The sequence below is a fragment of the Nostoc sp. NMS2 genome, assembly GCF_017115105.1.
Classification (GTDB): Bacteria; Cyanobacteriota; Cyanobacteriia; order Cyanobacteriales; family Nostocaceae; genus Nostoc.
This window is the reverse complement of the sequence record NZ_JABXKH010000178.1, coordinates 52,454-75,562: the sequence shown is the minus strand read 5'-3', so window position 1 is coordinate 75,562 and position 23,109 is coordinate 52,454. Positions and strand designations below refer to the sequence as shown.

At 42.6% G+C, this 23,109-nt stretch carries 17 protein-coding genes; 9 read left to right on the top strand and 8 right to left on the bottom strand.

Annotated elements, in window-relative coordinates; all coding sequences use genetic code 11:
- The first annotated feature begins 52 nt into the window (after window positions 1-52).
- Window positions 53-601: a transposase family protein gene (locus HWQ36_RS33360; RefSeq protein ID WP_292711166.1), complete on the top strand. Its 549-nt coding sequence runs from the start codon at window positions 53-55 to the stop codon at window positions 599-601.
- Between the two features lie 158 nt (window positions 602-759).
- Here the strand turns inward: HWQ36_RS33360 and leuD are convergent, their stop codons facing one another.
- Both leuD and leuC read right to left on the bottom strand, forming a co-directional pair.
- Complete coding sequence (gene leuD / locus HWQ36_RS33355; protein WP_292711163.1) at window positions 760-1,368, bottom strand: 3-isopropylmalate dehydratase small subunit; 609 nt, start codon at window positions 1,366-1,368, stop codon at window positions 760-762.
- A 77-nt stretch (window positions 1,369-1,445) separates the two neighbouring features.
- Window positions 1,446-2,849, bottom strand: coding sequence for a 3-isopropylmalate dehydratase large subunit (gene leuC / locus HWQ36_RS33350; RefSeq protein ID WP_292711160.1), 1,404 nt, complete (start codon window positions 2,847-2,849; stop codon window positions 1,446-1,448).
- 856 nt (window positions 2,850-3,705) lie between these two features.
- Here leuC and HWQ36_RS33345 point away from each other — a divergent pair.
- Window positions 3,706-3,978 (top strand): GlsB/YeaQ/YmgE family stress response membrane protein, encoded by a 273-nt coding sequence (locus HWQ36_RS33345; RefSeq protein WP_012406985.1) that lies wholly within the window; start codon window positions 3,706-3,708, stop codon window positions 3,976-3,978.
- Window positions 3,979-4,116: 138 nt separating this feature from the next.
- Here the strand turns inward: HWQ36_RS33345 and aqpZ are convergent, their stop codons facing one another.
- From aqpZ to HWQ36_RS33325, 4 genes are all read right to left on the bottom strand, one after another.
- A complete protein-coding gene (aqpZ, locus tag HWQ36_RS33340; RefSeq protein WP_292711157.1) occupies window positions 4,117-4,815 on the bottom strand; it encodes an aquaporin Z in 699 nt (232 codons plus the stop codon).
- A 216-nt stretch (window positions 4,816-5,031) separates the two neighbouring features.
- Window positions 5,032-6,519: a helix-turn-helix transcriptional regulator gene (locus tag HWQ36_RS33335; RefSeq protein ID WP_292711154.1), complete on the bottom strand. Its 1,488-nt coding sequence runs from the start codon at window positions 6,517-6,519 to the stop codon at window positions 5,032-5,034.
- 155 nt (window positions 6,520-6,674) lie between these two features.
- Complete coding sequence (locus HWQ36_RS33330) at window positions 6,675-6,824, bottom strand: hypothetical protein (protein ID WP_292711152.1); 150 nt, start codon at window positions 6,822-6,824, stop codon at window positions 6,675-6,677.
- 4 nt (window positions 6,825-6,828) lie between these two features.
- On the bottom strand, window positions 6,829-7,026 hold the full coding sequence (locus HWQ36_RS33325) for an acetyltransferase (protein ID WP_292711150.1): 198 nt from the start codon (window positions 7,024-7,026) through the stop codon (window positions 6,829-6,831).
- A 407-nt stretch (window positions 7,027-7,433) separates the two neighbouring features.
- On the opposite strand from HWQ36_RS33325, the gene HWQ36_RS33320 reads away from it, so the two are divergent.
- The 3 genes from HWQ36_RS33320 (at window position 7,434) to HWQ36_RS33310 (ending at window position 11,147) form a co-directional block, all read left to right on the top strand.
- Entirely contained in the window at window positions 7,434-7,985 is a 552-nt protein-coding gene (locus HWQ36_RS33320) for an alpha/beta hydrolase (RefSeq protein ID WP_292711148.1), read from the top strand.
- Between the two features lie 390 nt (window positions 7,986-8,375).
- Entirely contained in the window at window positions 8,376-9,734 is a 1,359-nt protein-coding gene (locus HWQ36_RS33315; protein WP_292711145.1) for an FAD-binding oxidoreductase, read from the top strand.
- Between the two features lie 57 nt (window positions 9,735-9,791).
- Entirely contained in the window at window positions 9,792-11,147 is a 1,356-nt protein-coding gene (locus HWQ36_RS33310; protein WP_292711143.1) for a (Fe-S)-binding protein, read from the top strand.
- A 551-nt stretch (window positions 11,148-11,698) separates the two neighbouring features.
- Here the strand turns inward: HWQ36_RS33310 and HWQ36_RS33305 are convergent.
- A complete protein-coding gene (locus HWQ36_RS33305; RefSeq protein ID WP_114083352.1) occupies window positions 11,699-11,974 on the bottom strand; it encodes a ubiquitin-like small modifier protein 1 in 276 nt (91 codons plus the stop codon).
- Between the two features lie 80 nt (window positions 11,975-12,054).
- Window positions 12,055-13,365 carry a threonine synthase gene (gene thrC / locus HWQ36_RS33300; RefSeq protein WP_292711136.1) on the bottom strand — a complete coding sequence of 437 codons (1,311 nt, stop codon included), beginning with the start codon at window positions 13,363-13,365 and terminating at the stop codon, window positions 12,055-12,057.
- Window positions 13,366-14,194: 829 nt separating this feature from the next.
- Here thrC and HWQ36_RS33295 point away from each other — a divergent pair.
- From HWQ36_RS33295 to HWQ36_RS33280, 4 genes are all read left to right on the top strand, one after another.
- A complete protein-coding gene (locus tag HWQ36_RS33295) occupies window positions 14,195-16,684 on the top strand; it encodes a hypothetical protein (RefSeq protein ID WP_292711132.1) in 2,490 nt (829 codons plus the stop codon).
- A 351-nt stretch (window positions 16,685-17,035) separates the two neighbouring features.
- Window positions 17,036-17,599: a hypothetical protein gene (locus HWQ36_RS33290; protein WP_292711129.1), complete on the top strand. Its 564-nt coding sequence runs from the start codon at window positions 17,036-17,038 to the stop codon at window positions 17,597-17,599.
- A gap of 164 nt (window positions 17,600-17,763) precedes the next feature.
- Window positions 17,764-19,314 (top strand): hypothetical protein, encoded by a 1,551-nt coding sequence (locus HWQ36_RS33285; protein ID WP_292711126.1) that lies wholly within the window; start codon window positions 17,764-17,766, stop codon window positions 19,312-19,314.
- Complete coding sequence (locus HWQ36_RS33280; protein ID WP_292711123.1) at window positions 19,311-23,105, top strand: TonB-dependent receptor; 3,795 nt, start codon at window positions 19,311-19,313, stop codon at window positions 23,103-23,105. The genes HWQ36_RS33285 and HWQ36_RS33280 overlap by 4 nt, the downstream gene beginning before the upstream one ends.
- Window positions 23,106-23,109 lie beyond the last annotated feature (4 nt).

The window sequence follows — 23,109 nt, the reverse complement described above, 5'->3', positions numbered from 1 at the left end:
CAATTTGGGGTGGGCATTGCCCACCTTACACTTTACTTAAGAGTCTGACTTGATGGTAGTTCAAGAAATACTTACAGAGGATGAATTAATTGTAGACAGCTATGAACAAGTCAGGGAAAGACCTGGAGATAATGAGGAGCAAGAAAAATATTTTTCAGGCAAGAAAAGTAATCATACATTTACTAGCCTTATAATCATCATGCCAGATGGTAGAGATATCGTTGATGTTGTGGCAGGAGAACCAGGTCCAAAAAGCGATATAAGTTTGTTCCGAGAAAATCGTGATAATTTTGACCCAAAACAAAGTTTTAAGGGAGATTTAGGTTATAGAGGAGAAGATTTAATTGATACTCCAATTAAGAAACCAAGAAATAAAGAGTTAACAACTGACCAGAAAAAATCAAACAAGGAATTTTCCTCTAAACGAATATTTGTCGAACATCGAATCCGTTCAGTGAAAATCTTTCGAGTTGTTCAAGACAGATTTAGGTTAAATCCAAAAAAGTATGAACAAGTTATTTTGACAAGTTGTGGATTAGTCAGATTACGAATTAGAGCGCTAATATTACCATTAGAAATATCTGCTACGTCATTAGGTTAAAATTAATGCATATAACTAGATGTTTTTGCCTAATTATCAACAGTAAATATCTCAAAGCCTTATTCTGTCGTACAAACTAGCTAATTTAGGATGATTGCATTTACGGACTATAGCCTAGCCAGATAAAGGCTTTGAACGTTTTCGGAGATGTCTTATTACTAACTCGTGGCTACATTGCCCCAACCTATGTAGGGTAATTTTGCAGATGTTGTCCGAACTTGGCTAGCATTCGCCACCAACTGACCGCAAGCATCCCAAGTTCCAGAAATAAATGTGCTTCTTGTACCTTCACCGATCGCAACTTGGGCAGTATAATCGTCAATTTGCACTTGCAAAGTTTCCAGATTCACTGCCACAGTGGCTTCAGGATTAGCGGCTACTAACTCTTGCAGTTGTTTAACAGTAACAGCGTCGGCTGTCACACAAGGTATACCCATTGCCACACAGTTACCGAAAAATATTTCTGCGAAGCTTTCACCTATTAAAGCTTGGATTCCCCATTTTGCGATCGCTTGGGGTGCATGTTCTCGTGATGAACCACAGCCAAAGTTACGGTTGACTATTAAAACCTTTGCGCCTTGGTACTGCGGTTGGTCAAAGGGATGTTCACCTTTAAGTGCTGTCCGATCATCAATAAATACGCCTTCACCTAACCCATCAAAGGTAACGGCTTTCAAATAACGAGCGGGAATGATGCGATCGGTATCTATATCATTGCCCACCAAGGGTATACCACGCCCTGAAACTGTTTTAACTTCACTCACCATAAACTTTATCTATTTTTTCAATGACAGCCTGTTAATTTCTACAAATGACAAATGACCAATGACAAATGACAAAAAAATTACAGCAACTCGCGCACATCAGAGACTTCGCCTCTAATTGCAGCAGTAGCAACCATCGCCGGACTCATCAACAATGTCCGACCGGATGAGGAACCCTGCCTTCCTTTAAAGTTGCGGTTGGAGGAGGAGGCACTGATTTGTCTTCCTTGTAGCTTATCGGGGTTCATGGCTAGGCACATGGAACATCCTGGTTCACGCCATTCAAATCCAGCTTCCTCAAAGATTTTATCCAGTCCTTCAGTTTCCGCCTCTTGCTTCACCCTTTCAGAACCGGGGACAACAAAGGCTTTGATTCCCTCTGCAACATGGCGACCTTTGGCGATTTTCGCGGCTTCCCGTAAATCACTAATTCTGCCGTTGGTGCAACTACCAATAAAGCAGACATCTATTTTGGTACCCTTGATGGGTTGACCAGGATATAAATCCATGTAGCGGTAAGCTTCTTCGGCAATAAATCGGTCTTCTTCGAGCAGTTCTTCTGGTTGAGGCACTAACTGGTTGACACCGATACCTTGACCGGGAGTAATCCCCCAGGTGACAGTAGGAGAAATTTCCGCAGCATCGAATACGACTACATCATCATACTGGGCATCAGCATCACTCTTGATGGAATCCCACCAAGCCACTGCTTTATCCCAATCTGCACCAATGGGCGCAAAATCTCTGCCTTTGAGGTAATCGTAGGTGACTCGATCTGGATTGACATAGCCGCATCTAGCACCGCCTTCGATCGCCATATTGCAGACAGTCATCCTCTCTTCCATATTCATTTTCTCAAATGTCGTACCTGCAAATTCGTAGCCATAGCCCACACCACCTTTAACGCCAAGGGTGCGGATGATATGCAGGATGACATCTTTGGCGTAAACTCCTGGGTTCAGGCTGCCGTTAACTTCAATTTTGCGGACTTTCAGTTTTGAAAGGGCCAGGGTTTGGGAAGCGAGAACATCTCGGACTTGGCTAGTACCGATACCAAATGCGATCGCACCAAATGCCCCATGACTCGAAGTGTGGCTATCTCCACAAGCGATCGTCATTCCTGGTTGAGTCAGTCCCAGTTCTGGAGCGATTACATGAACTATACCCTGACTACCAGAACCGATATTGTAAAAAGTTATGTTATTTTCTTGACAGTTATTTTCGAGCGCCTGAATCATCTCCTCTGCCAAACTATCAACAAAGGGACGTGCCTGATTTTCTGTCGGCACAATATGATCTACCGTAGCGACAGTCCGCTCTGGAAACAGTACTTTTAGACCCCTCTCGCGTAACATAGCAAAGGCCTGGGGGCTAGTGACTTCATGAATTAGGTGAAGCCCGATAAATAGTTGCGTCAGCCCAGAGGGAAGTGTACCAACGGTGTGTAAGTCCCAAACTTTATCAAACAGGGTACCTTTGCTCATACTTAAATCAATGATTTCAAGAGTGCGGTCGTGAACTACCCCAACCTATAGACAGACGGGGCTTCCCAATTCATTGGGAATAGCCTCCAGGACTTCGTAGTACTAGAAAGTCTGACATTCCCTCCAAGGGCAGGAGTCCTGGTTCCCAAGACCCAAATGTTTTTCTTGCAACATATACCTATTAGCTTGGTTTTCGCTTATGGCATTGATGGTCAAGACACCGATTATCTTACCATTAAATAGTATCAAAAAGTAGTCTAAGTTTTTCCAGATCACTTTATACATATTAGTTACACTGTGTCGCGCCAGTTGCTACAACGGGGAGACAGCCTGTTTTCTTAGGGTGGGCAATGTCCAACTTGTTCGACGCTGTGCTTTTGGTCTTCGGTGACTCATCGTAAGTCCAAACTAATAATTAATCCTCCATCCCGAAGAAATGCGATGTGACGGGTATCCTGGCGATGCCCAAGTGTGGAATGCTGGTAATAAAGTTGCTAAAACTACGCTCCTAGTAGAAATTGCCTGATTTTGCGTCCTTTGCATTACTTTAGAGACAGTCTTTAAAAACTCAGCTTAATTCTTCTAGTAGAGGAGAGAGCTAATTAAAAAGCCATATACTGCAATTACCAAGCAATAGTTTGATCGGCTCCTAATTAAAGACCTATTAGGAGCTTTTTTTAACTGACTTTTTTTAAGTGATTATCTCTCTGAAGGCGCGACATATATAAAAAAGCCTAGTTGCAATTAAACTATTCCTTATGGATATTAATAATTAATTCTGATGGTAGATGGATTCAAAATATCCAGATTGATAGTATGTATTCGTGAGTGAAAAACGTTTAGCGAATTAATAACAATGAATATTCTTGCTTGGATTGTTTTAGGTCTAATTGCTGGTGCGATCGCAAAAGCTATCTACCCCGGTCATCAAGGTGGCGGTATTTTAGGAACAATCTTATTAGGAATCATCGGCGCTTTTGTTGGTGGTAGTCTAGGAGTGTTTTTCAGTACAGGAACGTTAAGTTTAGCAGCCCCGACTCTCAGCATTCCAGGTATTGCAGTAGCAGTTCTTGGTGCAATTGTTGCGGTTTTCCTGTGGAATTTATTAACAAATCGCAGTGCAGTATAAAAGCAAAATCCCGGATAATGAGTGAAGGGAATTTACTAAATTCATTTAACTATTGTGAACTAACATCAAAAAATAGCGCCAGCCTGTGATTAGGCTAGCGCTATTTTTTAATTAGTGAAAATGTGCCTGTGATTCGGATTAGATGTCTGGTTCTTGGAGCCATCGGGCGACCATACCCGCTACAACTCCACCTAAAATTGGGAACACGATGAAAATCCAAAGGTCAGCTAATGCCCAACCGCGAGTAAAGATAGCTGTGGCTAGCGATCGCACAGGATTGACGCTGGCATTTGTCACCGGAATGAGGATCAGATGCGCCAAGGTAAGCCCAAAACCTATGGGAATGGGTGCAGACACCTTGAGAGCGCGTGAAGATGTTACGCTCAAGATCAGCAGCACAAAGCCACAGGTAACGGTAAATTCGGCTAATGCACAAGCCCACCAGCTATAGTTACCAGGGGAGTTAATTCCCACCCCATTAGAACCAAAGTTGGCTGTTGTAAACTCAGGCTTGCCCAGGCAAATCAAAAACAAGATAGTAGTCCCCCAAATTCCGCCGAGAACCTGACTGCCGATATATGGCAAAACGTCTTTAGAAGAAAGCCGCTTGGCTACCCAAAAACCAATCGTAACTGCGGGGTTGATGTGACATCCACTGATAGAACCAAAAGTATAGGCAGCAGTCAACAAACTTAAGCCAAAAGCGATCGCCACCCCAGTCACTCCAACCCAAGGGACTGCACCAGAGATAACCGCAGTACCCACACCCATCAGAACCAACCAAGCTGTACCTAGAGCTTCCGCCAAACATCGTTTTGCTAACGAGTAACGATTCATAAGATAATGTCATAACCGCATGGTGATGGTAAAAGTGGCAAAGAAATAATTGTCTGCCACGCGACGGCTGAAACCCTTGCTAAAAAAGCGTTCTATAACTCCAAAAAACAGAGAAAAAGCTTGTTTTGTCTATATCAATTAAACTTTATCTTGGCAAACACCCTACTAATATCTAATAAAAATTACCTCACACAAACGCTAAAAGTTTAGTTAAAATTAACACCTGTTAAGGTCTAGTTTCAGTGTGTTGAGCAACTTAGGAAAGTCCTTCTGAGAAACCTTGCGTGTACCCGTCTCGACTGCATCAACCCAAGAAACGCTTTTCCCCATCGTTGTAGCGAAAAATGCCCTAGACCAGCCTTTTGCTTTTCTAGCTTCTCTGATAACATTACCTGATAAAGGCTGGATATTGTTTGCGCTTAGTTGATTCGAGTCTGGGGTCAAGCGTTCCTGTACTTCTGCTGGTAGATGAAAACGCCATCTAGAATTCAGTATTTCACTCCAGTAACCTATAGGTCTTTTAGTGCTTTTGCTGCTTGTTAACCAAGTTGGGCCAGTTTCAAGTTCCGCTTGCCATCCGGCTTCTTTGACAACTTTCAAATCGGTTTCCAAATCATCAGCCATTTGCCTTCTAATCTGTCTGTCTTGCTCTGCTGTTGAAACTTTGTCTGCGCCGTAAGCAATCTCCATTAGAGTCTTGCCCATTACACAATCCTGGAATTCCGATTGGATTTGGAAGGTTAGCCAAACTAGCATTCTAGCCGCGCCAGCATTTTGTTTACCAATACTAAATAGTTTTTGTACGGTTTTCTTAGTAACAATTCCAGTGTGGTAGTGATATTTAGATTTATTGAGGAAGTATTTTGTCCATACCCCTGGTTTACCTATCACCTTTAAACCAACTAGCTTGTTATTACCAGCTTTATCTGTTTCAAAATCTCGTATTATACTAATGTCCCAAATCTTTAAATCAGCAACAGTAAAAGCTCCTACTTTGCCTTGTTTAGGCCATGCAATACAGGCTAGTACCTGAGCCGGTTGCCGTAACAAGTCGTACAAAGTACTTAATTTTTCATGCTTGCATAAGTCCCTGCGTTTGACAAACCCTGTGTATTCAAGTAATTGCTTACCATCTATGATAAAGTTGCCTTCCCAAGGTTTATCTAAATTGGCTACTAAGCCACAATAAATCAGGTGAATTGCACAAGCCCTTGGATCAAATTGGTCTATAACAACTAGAGCAGCCTCTTCTGCCAGAGTTTCTGGTTGTGGAGTTTCGGGATTATCTGTTACATAGTAAAAGATTTTTCCTTTTCCACTTTCAACTTCTTTTTGGTAGCTGAAAGTACTATTTACTTGACCTTCCCATGACAGATTCATTTTTTGAGATAAGACTTCAGCAACTCCATGCAAAACTAGCGACAACGCAGCAACACTAGTTTTACTGTCAGGAAATAAGGAAGCTTTTTTAAATTGTTGAGGTTTCGCCGGATACTGTTGGTTATTAGCCAGTAACTTTTTAGCACCTTTGTAAACTCTGTCTTTAAGAGGAATTTGCTTTGCTAATTGAGCAGTCGGTTTTTCCAGGAATTCTTCATTTTCAGCAATATTATTTCCCTTATGAGTACGGAAGATGCTAATTATTCGTACCTGCTGAAATAGATATATAAGTTTACTGTATAACGTTTTTACTAACTGTTTCATTTCTCTACAAATACACCGCTCAATTAGGTAATTTACATTATTTAAAAACTCTACATAGCTCAAGCTTGCAAACTATTAATTATATTGCTGAAAGTACCTTCCATTTGTTGGGAAAAATGACTACTTTCTGGAAGCCGCATCTTGCCGTGGAGAAGTTAAAGGGCGATATCTACCATTCCTTTTGTGGTTTTTTTGTCAAGCAAGGGTGCTAGGGAGAAAACTGTATAATACGCTAAACCAGCAGCCAAAGGTGGCAATAACCAGCCTTTCTTGCTAGTTACTGCTTTGTTGAATAAATCAGGCATTTCTCTAATCTTTATTTACCCAACAGCGTGGCAGGTTTTCACCAGAAGGAAAAATTAAGTTTTCTTTTTCAAAAGATTCAGGATCTTGTTCCTCCTCACCTACTTGATATTGACCCATTACGGTAGGTTTTAAAGGGCTAATCAATGTCTCTATGTCGTGTATTTCTATTAATTTATCAGTCTGCTTTTCTTGAAGAAACATGGTAAAAATTATTTTGGTTGATTTTGAACGAGTTAATGATGAATACCTTAACAGTACTCTACCTTATTCTCACTTTTACTAACCCTAAGATATAAATCCTCGATTACATCTAATGGAGTACTTACTTGAATGTACTGTGGCAATCCCCTTAAAATTAAATGTCAATACAGCTTAACTACTGCGATAAAACCGCTATTGGCTATTTTTTACGGCAGTCATAAGTTATATATGTAAGGAGTAAAGGTGGTATTTTAAATACAACTTACAGGAGATTGTTTATGAGACAACATACTTTAAGATAAAAAAATAACTCACAAATTATTTTGCTTAAGAAAGTGTTTAAAGCTTCTTAAGCATATTCTTTTACTTATTTAAGCTGACAAATTTATTGTTAAGGTTTATCAATAATGAAATATCAACTTTCTATACTTAAATGTACTTTCTTTTTAATCGCAACTTTCAGTGTTTTATTTTATAGTAACAGTGCGATCGCATCTGAAAAGGTTGTCTTCAAATATGGTATCTTTCGTGCAGCCTTACCAGTAAGTGAACTAACATCTTTAGCCGAAACAGGAGAAGTTTCACAAAGGCTCAATTTCTTCTTGAGTCAAGCTAAAAAAGAACCTCAAGAAGTCCGCAATGTCTTGACACGCGAGGTAAATGTGACACCTGTTGTGTTAGATCGCGCACTCAATAACCAGATTGGTGAATTTTTACTAGACCGTATAAGTCAGTCAATTCATACACCTTCAAATCAAGCAAACAGACAAGCTTTGCGCTCATCTCTTGTTTTATCAGCAAACAAAGACAATAAAGTTTCATTGATTGAAATTATTCAAAATTATCCGTCCACAGAAGTTGAGGTTGAGGGCGAACGCCTCATTCAAACCTATGACCAACTGAGCCTTCTTACAGAGCGTTTGCAAAGAGTGTTGAGTATCCCTGCATCTTTGAATTAGTTGCTGCTCTAGGACTTATTTAGTATGGGTTTAAGAGGATATTTAAAAAGTCGTTAAGTATACTATAAAACCCGCTTCCATTCCTCTCCCGAAAGGTCAAGAGGCTTTGAAACCCAGTTTTAGTTTTTCTCTGGTTGTATGAAACCACCCTGTCAAGTTAAGGCTGGTTCCCAAATCGTCAAGTGACCTTTTGGCATTATCCCTATGCTGAGGGCAGGAGACAGGTCTTGGGTTTAAGACAAGAACACTGAACTCTCGTTCCGTAGCTCTAAATCATCCGGGGTCGAATCCCCTACTGATTTCACTCCTTCTGCCTCCTTCAAATAGGAATACGCTTTTTTGGTCAGTTTAACCAGTAAATTAGATGTAGGGCGTAAAGAAATAAACTCAATGAAAGCGATATCTAACGACAAGCCGCAAGGCGTGTGCGCTACTGATTTTGCATCTATTATCGGCGAAGAAAATGCTGTTTGCCTTTGGGAAAATATCGAAATAGACCAGCAAAAACGTATCCAACAGACTATAGATTCAGGAAAACCTCCCACTTGTATCGTCTATCCCCGCACTCAACAACAACTAGCCGCAGTCATCGCCAAAGCTCACAGTCACAACTGGCGCGTCTTACCCTGTGGTAGTGGCAGTAAACTTAGCTGGGGTGGTTTAGCTAAGGGCGTTGATGTTGTAGTTAGTACAAAACGCATCAACCAACTGATTGAACACGCTGTTGGCGATTTGACTGTCACAGTAGAAGCTGGAATGAAGTTCTCGGATCTCCAAGCACTTTTGGCAAAATCGCGGCAATTTCTCGCTCTTGACCCCGCAGCCCCAGGATCAGCAACCATTGGCGGTATTGTCGCCACAGGTGATACAGGTTCTCTGCGGCAACGTTATGGTAGTGTGCGCGACCAGTTACTGGGCATTACCTTTGTCCGTGCTGATGGAGAAATCGCCAAAGCTGGGGGAAGAGTAGTTAAAAATGTCGCCGGATATGACTTGATGAAGTTGCTTACTGGGTCTTATGGCACATTAGGCTTTATTAGTCAACTAACTTTCCGTGTGTATCCGCTATCAGAGGCATCGGGGACGGTGGTACTAACTGGTAGTGCCGAGGCTGTATCCCAAGCGGCTGATATCCTTCGAGGTTCGGCATTAACACCAGTTCAGGCTGATTTGTTATCAACTAAATTGGTGTCTAGCTTAGGTTTGGGTCAAGGACTGGGATTAATTGCCCGCTTTCAAAGTATTAGTGAGAGTGTTAAAGAACAGTCAAACCGAGTTTTGGAAGTAGGTCAAAAGTTAGGTTTAAATGGGGCAATTTTTGCAGATGTTGATGAGGCTAGTCTATGGCAGAGATTGCAAGAACGAATACATACTACTGTCACAGAATCTGTAATTACCTGCAAGATAGGAGTGTTACCTACTGCTGCTGTAGAGATTTTGACTCAGGTGGAATTGGGTTTAATTCATATAAGTAGTGGTTTAGGTTTGTTACAATTAGAGGATAAAAATCAGGTTTTGAAAGTGCGGGATGAGTTACGCTCTATTGGAAGCGATGCCTACGGCGGGCTGCGCCTACGCACTCAAGCTAATATAGGTTTTTTAACAATTTTGTCAGCACCAATGGCGGTTAAAGAACAAATAGATGTTTGGGGTTATACTGGCAACGCTTTGCCACTAATGCGCCGTATTAAGGAACAGTTTGATAGTAAGAATATTTTAAGTCCTGGTCGGTTTGTAGGTGGGATTTAGTTTTAACGAACCGCGAAGGCGCGAAGCACGCGAAGGAAGAGGAAAGAAGAATTAATTATGCAAGTTTCAGAAAATTCTGTTAATAATACGGCTAGTTTAAAGAACTTAAAGGGGTTTGATGAGAGTCATCCGCCTGACCCGAAGTTAATTGATAGTTGTGTACATTGTGGATTTTGTCTCTCGACTTGTCCCAGCTATCGGGTGCTTGGCAAGGAAATGGATTCTCCTAGAGGACGTATCTATTTAATGGATGCAATTAACGAGGGTGAGATTGCTTTAAATACAGCAACTGTAGAACATTTTGATTCTTGTTTGGGATGCCTTGCTTGTGTGAGTACTTGTCCTTCTGGTGTGCAGTATGACAAATTGATTTCTGCAACTCGTCACCAAATTGAACGAAATTATCCCCGCAGTTTGTCAGACCAATTTTTTCGTAAACTGATATTTTCTCTGTTTCCTTATCCCAATCTTTTACGAGTTTTATTAGTTCCGTTGTTGGTTTATCAAAAGTTGGGGTTTGCTAAATTCTTTCGCGCTACAGGTTTACTCAATAAAATATCGCCCCGATTGGCAGCAATGGAATCAATTCTGCCAGAAATTACCCTCAAATCTTTTCAAGATAATCTGCCTAGTGTCATTCCTGCTAAAGGTGAGAAGCGCTATCGAGTTGGGGTAATTTTGGGTTGTGTGCAACGGCTGTTTTTCTCCCCAGTGAATGAAGCAACGGTGCGGGTTTTAACAGCAAATGGTTGTGAAGTTGTAATTCCCAAATCTCAAGGTTGTTGTGCAGCGCTTCCCAAACATCAAGGACAAACAGAACAAGCGAAAGCTTTAGCAAGGCAGATGATTGATAGTTTTGCTAACACTGATGTCGATTTTGTAATTATCAATGCTGCTGGTTGTGGTCATACTTTAAAAGAATACGGTCATATTTTAGAAGATGACCTCGAATATCGAGAAAAGGCAAAGGATTTTGCAGCTAAAGTTAAAGATGCTCAAGAGTTTTTGGCAACTGTTGGATTAACAGCCAAACTGTCGCCACTGACTGATAAACCCTTGAATTTAGTTTATCAAGATGCTTGTCATTTATTGCATGGTCAAAAGATTAGCGTGCAACCGCGTCAGGTATTGCGGCAAATTCCAGGGGTGAAGTTGAGAGAACCAGTAGATGCGGCTTTATGTTGTGGCAGCGCTGGGGTTTATAATATGCTGCAACCGGAAGTTGCTGAGGAATTGGGCCAGCAAAAAGTGCAGAATTTGTTGAATACTGGGGCTGAGTTAATTGCTTCTGCTAATCCGGGGTGTACTTTGCAAATTACTAAACATTTGCAGTTGCAAGGTAAGAAGATTTCAGTTATTCACCCGATGGAGTTGTTAGATTATTCAATTCGGGGTGAGAAGTTGAAATTGTAATAAATTAGGGTGCGTTAAACTTTTCTCTAACGTGATTTTCTCAAGAGTATTAAGCGGAAATTTGGGGAAGTGGGAAAAATAAAAATTACCACTTCAACAAATAAATTTAAGTGCGATCGCTATTTTATTATCCAATCAGATTTTTTAGTCACCTGATTTTTGTACTTGAAACGCTTCTAAGTCAGCGCCTTTTAGGGGATGAAACAGTCCTGCTAAAAAAGGGGGGAACCGCAATTAAAGTCCCCCAATTTATCGGGGAGCCACTGCGGGAACAGGGGTCTCCCCCGCCGCAGGATGCGCGAAGCGCTGTAGTGGAGCATCTGGCGTGGTTTCCCCCATGAGCAGGTGGCATGGATTTAGGGGGATCTAAAACGTTTTGCTACCGAGAAAAGGACTTTTCAAGCATCCTCTGAGACTGGGAACGAGGTAATCTCTCAAAGGGTTGTCTAGTAAGTCTTCTACTTTATTAAAGGCTCCGCCCCTGTTAGCGATAGCGGGGCGTTTAGCCCATTCAGAATAGCTGAATTCTTCTTCAATTGGTGTTTTCTGTATTAACCACCAGCAACAGCAGGGACAATACTTACTTCATCGCCATCTTTTAGGGCTGTGTTAATACCATCTAAATAGCGGATATCTTCGCTATCGACGTAAAAATTTACAAACCGACGAAGCTTGCCTTCGTCATCGCACAACCGGGATTTAATACCAGGAAAGCTTTGTTCTAAAGAATCCAACAATTCAGCAATGGTGCTACCGTTGGATTCTAGAGTAGCTTGATTATTAGTCAAATTCTGAAGAGTCGTAGGAACTAAAACTGTTACAGCCATAAAAGTACAAAGTGAAGAGTTAGGAATACAGTTAAAACTTAGGAGTCATGAATAAAAAACTCATAACTCCTAACTGCTAACTAAACGAGAACTTGTTGCCATTCCAAGCGATCAAGAGTACGCGATCGCTCTAGGGCGCGTTCAAAACTATCTAGTTTAGCATCAATAGTCAAGGGTTCACCAACATAGCCTTGGATTGCTTCTTGGGTTTTCAGACCATTGCCGGTGATGTAAATCACGGTAGTTTCATCTGGATCAATTTTGCCAGCTTCTACCAGTTTTTTCAGCACGGCCACGGTTGTACCACCAGCCGTTTCTGTGAAGATGCCTTCGGTTTCTGCCAGCAACTTGATGCCATCAATAATTTCTGCATCATTGACTGATTCAATGTTACCACCAGTTTTCTGAGCTAACTCTACAGCATAAATACCGTCTGCTGGATTGCCGATCGCTAGGGATTTCGCAATTGTATTTGGTTTCACTGGTTTAATAAAGTCGCGTCCTTCTTTAAAGGCTTGGGCGATGGGTGAACAACCTTCAGCTTGAGCGCCACTGAAACGGACTTTCTTGTTTTCTACCAAACCAACTTCGATAAATTCTTGGAAACCCTTATAAATTTTTGTAAATAGTGAACCAGAAGCTAAAGGAGCAACTACATGATCGGGTAGTTCCCATCCTAGTTGTTCTGCAACTTCAAAACCTAGCGTCTTGGAACCTTCAGAGTAATAAGGGCGTAAGTTAATATTGACAAAACCCCAGCCGTATGTATTGGCAACTTCTGAACAAAGACGATTTACTTGATCGTAGTTGCCTTTGACAGCCATCAGCGTTGGGCTATATATCAAACTACCGATAATTTTACCCGCTTCTAAATCTGCGGGGATGAACACACAACAGTCTAAACCTGCATGGGCTGCGATCGCAGCTGTAGAATTTGCCAAGTTCCCTGTGCTAGCGCAAGAAACGGTAGTGAAACCCAACTCCCGCGCCCTTGATAGAGCAACTGACACTACCCGATCCTTAAAACTAAGGGTAGGCATATTAACGGCATCATTTTTTATATAAAGCTTATTTAGACCGAGGCGACGGGCAAGACGGTGAGAAGGAACCAAGGGAGTCATCCCCGTTCCCACATCTATAACATTGTCAGTTGCGACAGGCAAAAAGGGACGGTAGCGCCAAATTGAATTAGGCCCGGCTTGAATTGTTTCACGAGTGACAGTCAGACGGAGGGCGCTGTAGTCATACTTGACTTCTAACGGCCCAAAACATGACTCACAAACATTAGTGGCTTTGAGTTCATATTCCGCACCACATTCTTTACACTTTAAGGCTTGAAAGTAGGCAGTGCTGGTTTGAGTTTGGGTTTGGGTTTTGATTGCCTGAGTCATAAACTAGCTTTCCCTGTTTGTCTGTCGGCTGTCGCCTGATACTAACACGAGCAAAAATACCAGTCAAACATACCCGATAAAAATAGTCGGGTATTGTTAGTATTTAAAAAAATGATTTCTGTAAAATTTTTATATCCGTAATCGTTATATTTAGTATTTACACTTATATTTTCTTTATTGCAAAATTAGATAAGAGCTTCAGGTACTCAGTCTTAACACTGAGGACTAATATGATTAAATTGCATTATATATATGATGAATTTGCATTTAAGTAAATCGCTATCCAATTCAAGTGATCTAAATCACTTCGTTAACCTGCTATTTTGATATCTACAATGACTCTACAGGGTAGTATGGATATATGACAGCAAAGGCTCAAAAGTATTTTTAGATATAAGTTTTGGTGTTGTTAGGATCTGGATTAAACCACTAAAATTGCTATGCGTGTTGCCAAAATAAAGTTAATTTTTCAGCTTTGATGCACTTATTCATCGCTAGAGAAGTTACTTATTTATACGGAAGATTTTTTTTGCTGCAAAAGCTACATTGCTACTTGCATAGATAATTCAGCAGGACACAATAATAAGTAACCCATATTTGCGATCGCTAGCTTTGGATAATCAACCGTAAGTGTAAAACAAGCGGGCAATTTATTTTTATTGCCTCAATCTAGTTTTTCAGGAGTGTCAATAAGTTAACTCCTCAGATAGATACCTCCCAAACATTTAGGTTTTGGGCAAGTCTAGTCGGTAATTCTTTAAGGAATTGCCGAACTTTATCTTGTCTCAAAACCCAAGATACAAGTTCAGCAAATAAACAAACTACTTTCATGGTAAACCGAAATAAATCTCTCAACAAGCAGCGCCAGTGCTATCAGTCTCTAATAGCAACAGCATTATTAACTGGTAGCTTTTTCCAATTTATTGCACCTGTATTGGCTGACGGAACTACTGCGGGTACATCTATCAGTAACACCGCGACAGCAACCTACGAAGATCCCAACGCGCCAGGGAGTCCCATAAATTCCACATCTAACACTGTCACCGTGACTGTAGCAGAGGTGGCTGGTATTACTGTTACAGGTTCTGGGATTACAGGTACTGCTAATCCTGGCACTACACTGATTTACACTTACACCGTAACCAACGTCGGTAACGACCTCACAAAATTCCAGATTCCTAACTTAGCGACAACAACAGGCCCAGCCACAGTTTCGGGTCTATTACCTGGTAGTACCACATCTGGTAACTTGCAATACAGTACTGATGGCGGTGCAACCTGGACAAATATCCCTGCTGGTGGACTAACTACAGGCGCAATCCCAGTTAATGGTACTGTGTTGGTGCGTGTACCAGTCACCGTGCAAGCTGGCGCTCAAACAGGCGATACTATCACTGTCAGACTAGGGCAAACTCCTGGTGATGCTCAAAACCAACCCCGGATTGCTGATGGTGGCGACGTTTACACTGTAGATAATAACAACCCAGCAGGAACGCCAGTCAATGGTGTGAGAGAAGCCAGCGCTACCCAGCAGATTAAAGTAGGAACTACTGCTCAAAGTCGGGCGTTAGCAACTATCCTCAAAACTAAGACAGCCTATGATAATGCTGGCACTTCTGGTACTTTAACTGATGACTTGCTAACTTATGGTTTGAGCTTACGGGTTGAGAGTAACGACGTTACTAATACTGGTATTACCCCCGCAGCTTTGGCTGGTACAAATATCACCGTTGATTTTCAACCTTCATCCCCCCACATCTTAGTTTCTGATGCGATTCCCGCAAATACAGTCCTTAAGAGTGTTCCAATTGCTCCGGCGGGTTGGAAAGTAGTTTACACCACCACTTCTACTGGTACAAATGCTGAGGCAGCTACGTGGACAACTGTCCAACCAGCCTTGAATTTAATTACACGGGTTGGTTTTATTAACGATACTACCGTTGTTTCTTCAGTTGCTACTGGGACAACTGTTAACGGTTTTAGTATCCAAGTTCAGGCTACTGGTGCAACTGGAAGTGGCCCAGTAACCATTAACAACATCGCTCAAGTGGCCGGTACAACTGCTGGAAACGCGACCATCAAAGTCTATGACAACTCAGGAGACCAAAACCCAGGTAACTTTAACTCCACCAATAGCACCTTTCCTACTGCACCAGACCCTGGTATTACTAGTGCGACGACTGACACACAAAATAATAACACTGCTACCAATAGTACCACAGGGGCTTTAAACGCAACTATCCTATCAGTCCCCAGTGCTATCTCTCTTTTTAATGGCCCAAATGGATTGCCTGATGCTGTTGGGCCAACCAACAACAATGATGACTTCACTAATAAATCAGCATTAATTCCACCCAATATTGCTCCTGGTACTGGTGTTGATCCGGCTGCGGTATCCTTCACTAACACAGTTCAGAATACTGGTATAGCAGCTGCCAATATTTCTCTTGTACCTACACCACCAGCAAATCTAGGTGATTTGCCTACGGGTACAGTGGTGACGGTATCCTATCAAGGTTTATCAGCCGCTTACAGCTACAATGGCACAATCTTTACATTCGTACCAGGAAGTGGTGCGGGTACTGTCGGGGGGAACCCAATTAGTGCCACTAATCCAGTGCGAATTGATGCAGTTCCAGCTAATGGTGGTAAAGCTAACTATGGTGTAAGCGTTGACCTGCCTTCTGGTACGCCACTCTCAACTGATACTACTGCTCAAGGTGCAGCTGTCACAACTACTATAGAACGCGGCTTCCCCACACGAATCATCGCTTTTATTGATGCGAATAGTAATGGTTTACCTGATGACACAGCTACTAACATCAGCATTGACCGTGTATACACTGGCTTCTTACAATTGCTGAAAGAGTCACGAGTCTTACAAGGAACTGGGCCAGCGCTGCCAGCAGGTAGTACGGATGGCACATTTAGTGTTACACCCAAAAAACCAGCCCCAGGAAACATCATTGAGTATCGGATTAGTTACAAAAATATTTCTAGTCCTCAAGTGGGAACCGGAAATGTAATTCTGAGTGCTGACAAGATTGTGATTACTGAAGATGGTACACAAACTCCCAACAACTGGGCGAAAGACAACGATAGCAACAGTCAAATTGATACTAGCAACATTGTTAGTTCAGCGAAGGATTCTGGGACATCAACTATTCAATTCTTCAGTGGTAATCCAGCCACTACCTCTGGTAATGACCAAACTGGAACTACGGCAAACACAGATGTGACGAAGTATGTGAATGCTGTGACTGGACAGGTTGCACCGGGTATTCAAAGAACATTTATCTTCCAACGCAAGGTGAACTAATTCGCTGAGATTGGGGACTCCGACGTTTGCAGACTCGTAAAGCCTGCGGCATAGCTACGCTTAGAGCGCAGTCTCTTGTAGAAAAGAGATTGCGCTAGGGACTTGCAAATAAAAAATATCCAATTATTTATTGTGGGGTGGGTGTCTGCCCGCCCAATAACTGAAGGCGCTCATGTTGCCCACCCCACAAGATTGGATAATTTATTTCTTGGAAATCCCCTATTGCCTTAAGCAATTGACCTCATTCCAATCCCTCTTTGTAAGCAAAGAGGGGGAGTGACTATTTCTTAGCAAAAACAGGGAAAGATAAGTCAACAATCGACATTGTGAAAGTTTTTTGAGGTTATTTATATGAAGCGTGTTTCTTTTGCAGGTTTAGGAGCGATCGCACTCATTGCTACAGTACCATTTGTCAGTCAAGTGCCAGGAGTGGCTAATATTTGGCATTCTACAAGTGCTGTCGCTCAGAATATCAAAACTCAAGGGCAAGTTCAATTGCGCTTAGAAGCAGAAAAGCAAGTGCTGGTAAAGGATCAACAAGGTAAGCAAAGCCAGAAATGGGAACCTTTGAAAGGTCAAGTTGTGGTGCGACCTGGAGATGTGTTGCGATATACCTTGAGTGGCGAAAATAAGAGCGATCGCCCAGTTAAAAATCTGACTCTCAATCAACCTATTCCCAAAGGAATGGTGTACATACTAAAATCCGTTTCTGCCGCCAACAATACCAAAGTTATTTACAGCATTGATGGCGGACGCAGCTTTGTCGAAAATCCCACTGTTAAAGTTACTCTTCCTGGCGGCAAAGTGGAAACAAAACCAGCGCCAGCCATTGCTTATACCCATATCCGTTTGCAGATTCCATCAGTTGCAGCCAAGACAACAGTTAAGGCGACTTATCAAACTCAAGTGCGCTGATTGGGACGCAGGGACACGCGCGTCCCTGACTCGCAAAAGAGCCGCAATGAACCGCATTTGCAGGTTTCGCCTGGAAACGAGATTTTAAGAGAGTTTTGGCTTAACTGAATTTCCACAAATAAATAAGTGCTTTTATTAACAACAAGCTTGACATTTCAGAGGAGATGTGTGCAGTGAGCCGTCCTCAAAACCAAAAGCAAATTACTTCTAGCAGTAGCTGGTGGCGACGGTTAACAGCTACTGTTCTTCTGGGAAGTTTTTTGCATACTGCTATATCTATGCCAGCGATCGCGCAACAGACTAACAGTCTGGGTGCGTCTTTGCCATTAATAAATCAAGCTACTTATACTTATACAGACTCTGCTACTAATGATAAATATCAAGGAACCTCTAGTCAGCTGAATGTTAGTCTTAACCCATTAGTTGACCCATTGGGACGGATTTTAGGTTGCGCTGGTACTATTTTACCTGACTATACAGGTTTTTCGGTTGGGGTATACGAACCTAACGCAAGCGACCCAACGGGAACAGAATTAGGCAGCTTGGTTGTTTTGACTCGAACAGAGTTCCCAGATATTCCTAATAACAACGTTCCTGGCGGTAAGTCGCCAAATACCGAGAATAGTAACCCCTATTTCGTTACAAATAATCCTGCGGGTGTCTATAATTTCTTACTCGATCCGAGTAAGGGTCAAACTGATCCAGGTAGAACCTATATTTTTGTAGTTAATGCACCGCCAAATTCTATCTATAAACAACGGCGGATCAAGATTGAAATCCTTGGTAGCACTGGCACACAAGGTAATAATGTCGTGCGATATGTTGCTACTTCTCTAGATGGTCAACCAATCAGTGTGACAGGCGAAACCAGGGTAGAGCAAACAGTTGTTTTAGTTCCTAATGCAGAAGTAGTAGGACTGGACTTATTAGCCTTTGAATTTAGTACAAATTTGTGCCAAGCCAACCAGTTGCAGCTCGTCAAAACAGGCGATCGCGCTGCTGCTGAACCTGGAGATACAGTAATCTACCGCCTGTCTGTAAAAAATCTTGCTGATGCTGGTTTGAATAATGTATTTGTCACCGACAACCTACCTTTAGGATTCCAGTTTTTGCCGAAATCTGTGCGGGGAGAGTTGGACGGTCAACCAGTGACTATCACCTCAGAACGCAATGGTAATACAGTGACATTCCGCACAGATGTAACGATTCCCACAGAGAAAATTCTGAATATTGTCTACGCTGCTCAACTAACAGCCGATGCGGTGCGTGGTAATGGTCGTAATAGTGCGATCGTGAATGCCCAACGAACTGATAACCGTTTTAGCACCAAGGATGGCCCCGCAACGCACCAGTTAAAAATTCGTCCAGGAATCGTTTCTGATTGTGGCACTATTATCGGTCGCGTGTTTGTTGATAAAAACTTTGACGGTGAACAACAGCGTGGTGAGCCTGGAGTACCAAATGCAGTGATTTTTCTGGAGGACGGCAACCGGATTACCACTGATCCTAATGGTTTGTTCTCCTTAGCCAATGCCTTACCAGGAAGTCATACGGGTGTACTAGACCTCAGTAGTGTACCGGGTTACACCTTAGCTCCTAACAAAAAATTCCGTGAACGGAATAGCCAATCTCGTCTAGTGCGTTTAGAGCCTGGTGGCTTGGTACGCATGAATTTCGCTGTTACCCCCGCCTTCCAGGAGCCAGTCAAGAAATGAAACCCAGACTGCACCATGCAACTATTTTTAATCTGAAGATGATGGGGGTGATGCCGCTAGCTCTCAGCCTTGTTTTGTATCCTGCCATAGTTAAGGCAGAACCTACAAATGAAAATCTTTTTTTACCCGATTCGCCTTCGCAAGCAGACAAAAATGTCAAAGATCCTGACTTTTCAAGGAATCTGGAAAACCTCTCTCCAAACCTCTCCCCTAAGAGGGGAGAGGCTTTGAATTCTCCCCCTTCCCTTATAGGGAAGGGGGCTAGGGGGTTAGGTTTCGCTTTGGCTGTTGCAGATGATGTGAAAAATCAGATCGAAGTTCAAGCAGATCGGGACAAAGTGCTTGAAAAAAGTATGGATTCAAATTCTCCCCATATTTTGGTAAGTTCCGACGAACTTACCTCAACTTCTACTGATACTTCAATTCCAGATGTTCAGCCAACTGAAAAAATTCCTCCTACTTCCCCGATCTCCACAGGAATAAAATTCCTGATGCCAACGGCTAACAACATTGTGGATGTCCCTGCTACCACAGTGATTGTGCAATTCCCTGTTGGAAGCCAAGTAGAATTACGGGCTAATGGTGTATTAGTAGACCCTTCTTTAGTTGGACGAACAGAAAGCGATGCCAGTACTAACTTAGTAACGCAGACATGGGTTGGTGTCTCGTTAAAAGAAGGTAATAACACCATTTCTGCACAAGTAGTAGGAGGGACAGAACCCCCTATAACGGTGCAAGTCGCAGTCCGGGGAGCGCCACAGAAACTAACCTTAGAAACTGTTGAGTCCCGTATCCCAGCAGATGGACGTTCTACGGCTACAATCCGGGGTCAACTCATCGATGCAAGTGGTAATCGCTCTAATCGTGATGCTGTTATCACCTTGATACCGACTGCTGGCGAGTTTGTTGAGAAAGACTTCAAACCCGATGAACCCGGATTTCAAGTGGAGGTAAAAGGGGGGCAATTTATAGCTACGTTGCGATCGCAACTAAAAGCAGAAACTGTCACAATTCGCGCCATTGCTAATAATTTAGAAGCCTTTACCCAATTACAATTTGAAACGGCACTGCGTCCGAGTTTGGTAACAGGGGTAATAGATTTACGTTTGGGTGCTAGAGGTACAGATTATTACGGCAGTTTCCGTGATTTTCTCCCGCCTGACAAAGATAACGGAACGCAATTAGATTTCCATTCAGCGATATTTGCCACTGGTGCGATCGGAGAATGGTTATTTACAGGCGCATACAACAGTTCTCGTAACCTCAATGAAGATTGCAACTGTGATAATCGCCTGTTTAAAACTTACCAATCTAGTGAGCAAAATTATCCTGTCTATGGCGATAGTTCCACAGTTGATGCCGTCGCTCCTTCCATTGACAGCTTATATCTGCGTCTTGAGCGTTCAACTGGTATCCCTGGCTCCGACCCTGATTATGCCATGTGGGGTGACTACAACACACAAGAATTTGCGCGGCGATCGCAGCAATTTACTTCTATCACCCGTCAACTCCACGGTTTTAAAGCTAATTACAACATAGGTAACTTACAAATTACAGGTTTATATGGCAACCATTTAGAAGGGTTTCAACGTGATACTATTCCTCCCGATGGCACTAGCGGTTATTACTTCCTCTCTCGCAGAATACTACAACCTGGTAGTGAAAATGTCTTTATTGAGTTAGAAGAACTCAATCGTCCTGGGACTGTACTAGAACGGAAACAGCTTAACCGCGGCCCAGACTATGAAATCGACTACGATCGCGGTACCTTATTATTCCGCGAACCCATGCTTCGTACCGATATCGATCAAACCGGACAAGTATTGGTACGCCGGATTATTGTTAGCTATCAATATGACAGCGAAGATTCTGATAGCAATATCTATGCTGGTCGTTTGCAATATAACCTTTCCCGCAAACTTAACCAGGAAAGTTGGATAGGAGCGACTTATGTCCAAGAAAATCAGGGAGTGCGTGACTTTCAACTCTACGGTGCAGATGCGCTGATTTCTTTGGGTAATCAAGGTAGGTTAATCGCAGAATATGCCCATTCCACTAACGATTCTGATGTTGTGGGAAAGGTTCGTGGTGAAGCGTACCGATTAGAAGCTGAGGGACAAATTACTAATGGGATTCAAGGTCGTGCCTATTATCGCTTTGCCGATACAGGTTTTGCTAATAATGCCACCATCAGCTTTGTCCCAGGACAAACCCGTTATGGAGCGCAGGTTACAGCTAAACTGACCTCAAGTACCAATGTTAGGGCGCAGTACGACCACGAAGACAATTTTGGCATTGCTCCCCAACCCTTAGATACCTTTGAAGAACTGTTTGCACCCCGTTATGAGTCCATACCTGGTAGCAAGGTTGATAATTCCCTAACGACGATTTCCGCCGGGATTCAACAACGCCTGGGTAGCGCCACTATTGATGTAGATTGGATTCATCGTCGTCGGGAAGACCGCATCCCTGACAGCGCCTTAAGTAGTAATTCCGATCAATTGCGATCGCATTTTACAGTTCCCATCGCTAAAAACCTGACTTTCCAAGCCCAAAATGAACTCAGCTTATCTTCCCAAAAAGATACTGTTTACCCAGATAGGACTATCTTAGGGTTGAATTGGGCAGTAATTCCTGGTGTAAATGTCAGTCTAGCTCAACAGTTTTATAGTGGCGGTCAATATTCGGGTAATTCCATCACCAGCTTGAGTGTCAACGGTGAACACAAACTCGGTACTGATACCACCTTGACTGGTCGTTACTCAATTTTGGGTGGTGCTAACGAAATGACTACCCAAGGAGCAATTGGTCTAAATAACCGTTGGACTATTGCTTCTGGATTGCGGCTAAATGTTGCTTATGAACACGTATTTGGCAACTTCTTCGGACGAACTGCGGCGGGTCAACAATATGCCCAACCCTTCGCTTTTGGTCAATCAGCATCTGCGATCGGATTTGATGGTGGCGATAGTTACAGCGTGGGGCTAGAATACAGCGATAATCCGCAGTTCCAAGCCAGCGCTCGTTACGAACATCGTTCTTCTTCTGGGGGTAGCAATACAGTAATTACCGCAGGTGCTGCGGGTAAAATTTCTCCCGCTCTCACAGCCTTGGTACGTTATCAACAAGCTGGTTCATCCAATCAAAAGCTTTCAGGACTGGGAGATACAGCTACTTTGAAGTTGGGACTAGCTTATCGTGACCCTAATAGCGATAAATTTAATGCCTTATTGCGTTATGAATATCGTAAAAATCCATCAACTATCCCTGACACCATCCTCTTAGGTAGTGGTACGGGTTCCGAAGACCATACTTTTGCTTTAGAAACTATTTACGCCCCTAACTGGCAATGGGAATTCTACGGTAAGTATGCTTTGCGTAACAGTACTTCTTATTTAGCTAACGATTTAGCTGGTACAAGTATGGTTAATCTGGGTCAATTACGCGCTACCTATCGTTTGGGATATAGCTGGGATTTGGTGGGTGAAGCTCGTGTAATTAGTCAGTCTAGCTACAGCGAAACAGGCTTTGTTGTAGAAACAGGCTATTACCTCACGCCTAATCTGCGCCTTTCTGCTGGATATGTATTTGGTAAAGTTGATGACCGGGATTTTTCCGGGACACGTTCCGCAGGTGGGGCGTATTTGGGTATCAGCGTCAAACTCAATGAATTGTTTGATGGCTTTGGACAGCAAAAACCAGTGCCACGTCAGCCACAGGAATCTGCAATGAAAACTTTGGTTGGTAAACTCAAGGCTGCAACGAAGGGGATGCAAAAGCGTGAAATATAAAACA

Coding starts and splice junctions, on each gene's coding strand:
- HWQ36_RS33280 (WP_292711123.1), top strand. CDS start 19,311: ATGAAACCCAGACTGCACCATGCAACTATTTTTAATCTGAAGATGATG.
- HWQ36_RS33335 (WP_292711154.1), bottom strand. CDS start 6,519: ATGAAACAGTTAGTAAAAACGTTATACAGTAAACTTATATATCTATTT.
- HWQ36_RS33310 (WP_292711143.1), top strand. CDS start 9,792: ATGCAAGTTTCAGAAAATTCTGTTAATAATACGGCTAGTTTAAAGAAC.
- HWQ36_RS33285 (WP_292711126.1), top strand. CDS start 17,764: ATGTGTGCAGTGAGCCGTCCTCAAAACCAAAAGCAAATTACTTCTAGC.
- HWQ36_RS33290 (WP_292711129.1), top strand. CDS start 17,036: ATGAAGCGTGTTTCTTTTGCAGGTTTAGGAGCGATCGCACTCATTGCT.
- leuD (WP_292711163.1), bottom strand. CDS start 1,368: ATGGTGAGTGAAGTTAAAACAGTTTCAGGGCGTGGTATACCCTTGGTG.
- HWQ36_RS33305 (WP_114083352.1), bottom strand. CDS start 11,974: ATGGCTGTAACAGTTTTAGTTCCTACGACTCTTCAGAATTTGACTAAT.
- HWQ36_RS33325 (WP_292711150.1), bottom strand. CDS start 7,026: ATGTTTCTTCAAGAAAAGCAGACTGATAAATTAATAGAAATACACGAC.
- aqpZ (WP_292711157.1), bottom strand. CDS start 4,815: ATGAATCGTTACTCGTTAGCAAAACGATGTTTGGCGGAAGCTCTAGGT.
- leuC (WP_292711160.1), bottom strand. CDS start 2,849: ATGAGCAAAGGTACCCTGTTTGATAAAGTTTGGGACTTACACACCGTT.
- HWQ36_RS33320 (WP_292711148.1), top strand. CDS start 7,434: ATGAAATATCAACTTTCTATACTTAAATGTACTTTCTTTTTAATCGCA.
- HWQ36_RS33315 (WP_292711145.1), top strand. CDS start 8,376: ATGAAAGCGATATCTAACGACAAGCCGCAAGGCGTGTGCGCTACTGAT.
- HWQ36_RS33360 (WP_292711166.1), top strand. CDS start 53: ATGGTAGTTCAAGAAATACTTACAGAGGATGAATTAATTGTAGACAGC.
- thrC (WP_292711136.1), bottom strand. CDS start 13,365: ATGACTCAGGCAATCAAAACCCAAACCCAAACTCAAACCAGCACTGCC.
- HWQ36_RS33345 (WP_012406985.1), top strand. CDS start 3,706: ATGAATATTCTTGCTTGGATTGTTTTAGGTCTAATTGCTGGTGCGATC.
- HWQ36_RS33295 (WP_292711132.1), top strand. CDS start 14,195: ATGGTAAACCGAAATAAATCTCTCAACAAGCAGCGCCAGTGCTATCAG.
- HWQ36_RS33330 (WP_292711152.1), bottom strand. CDS start 6,824: ATGCCTGATTTATTCAACAAAGCAGTAACTAGCAAGAAAGGCTGGTTA.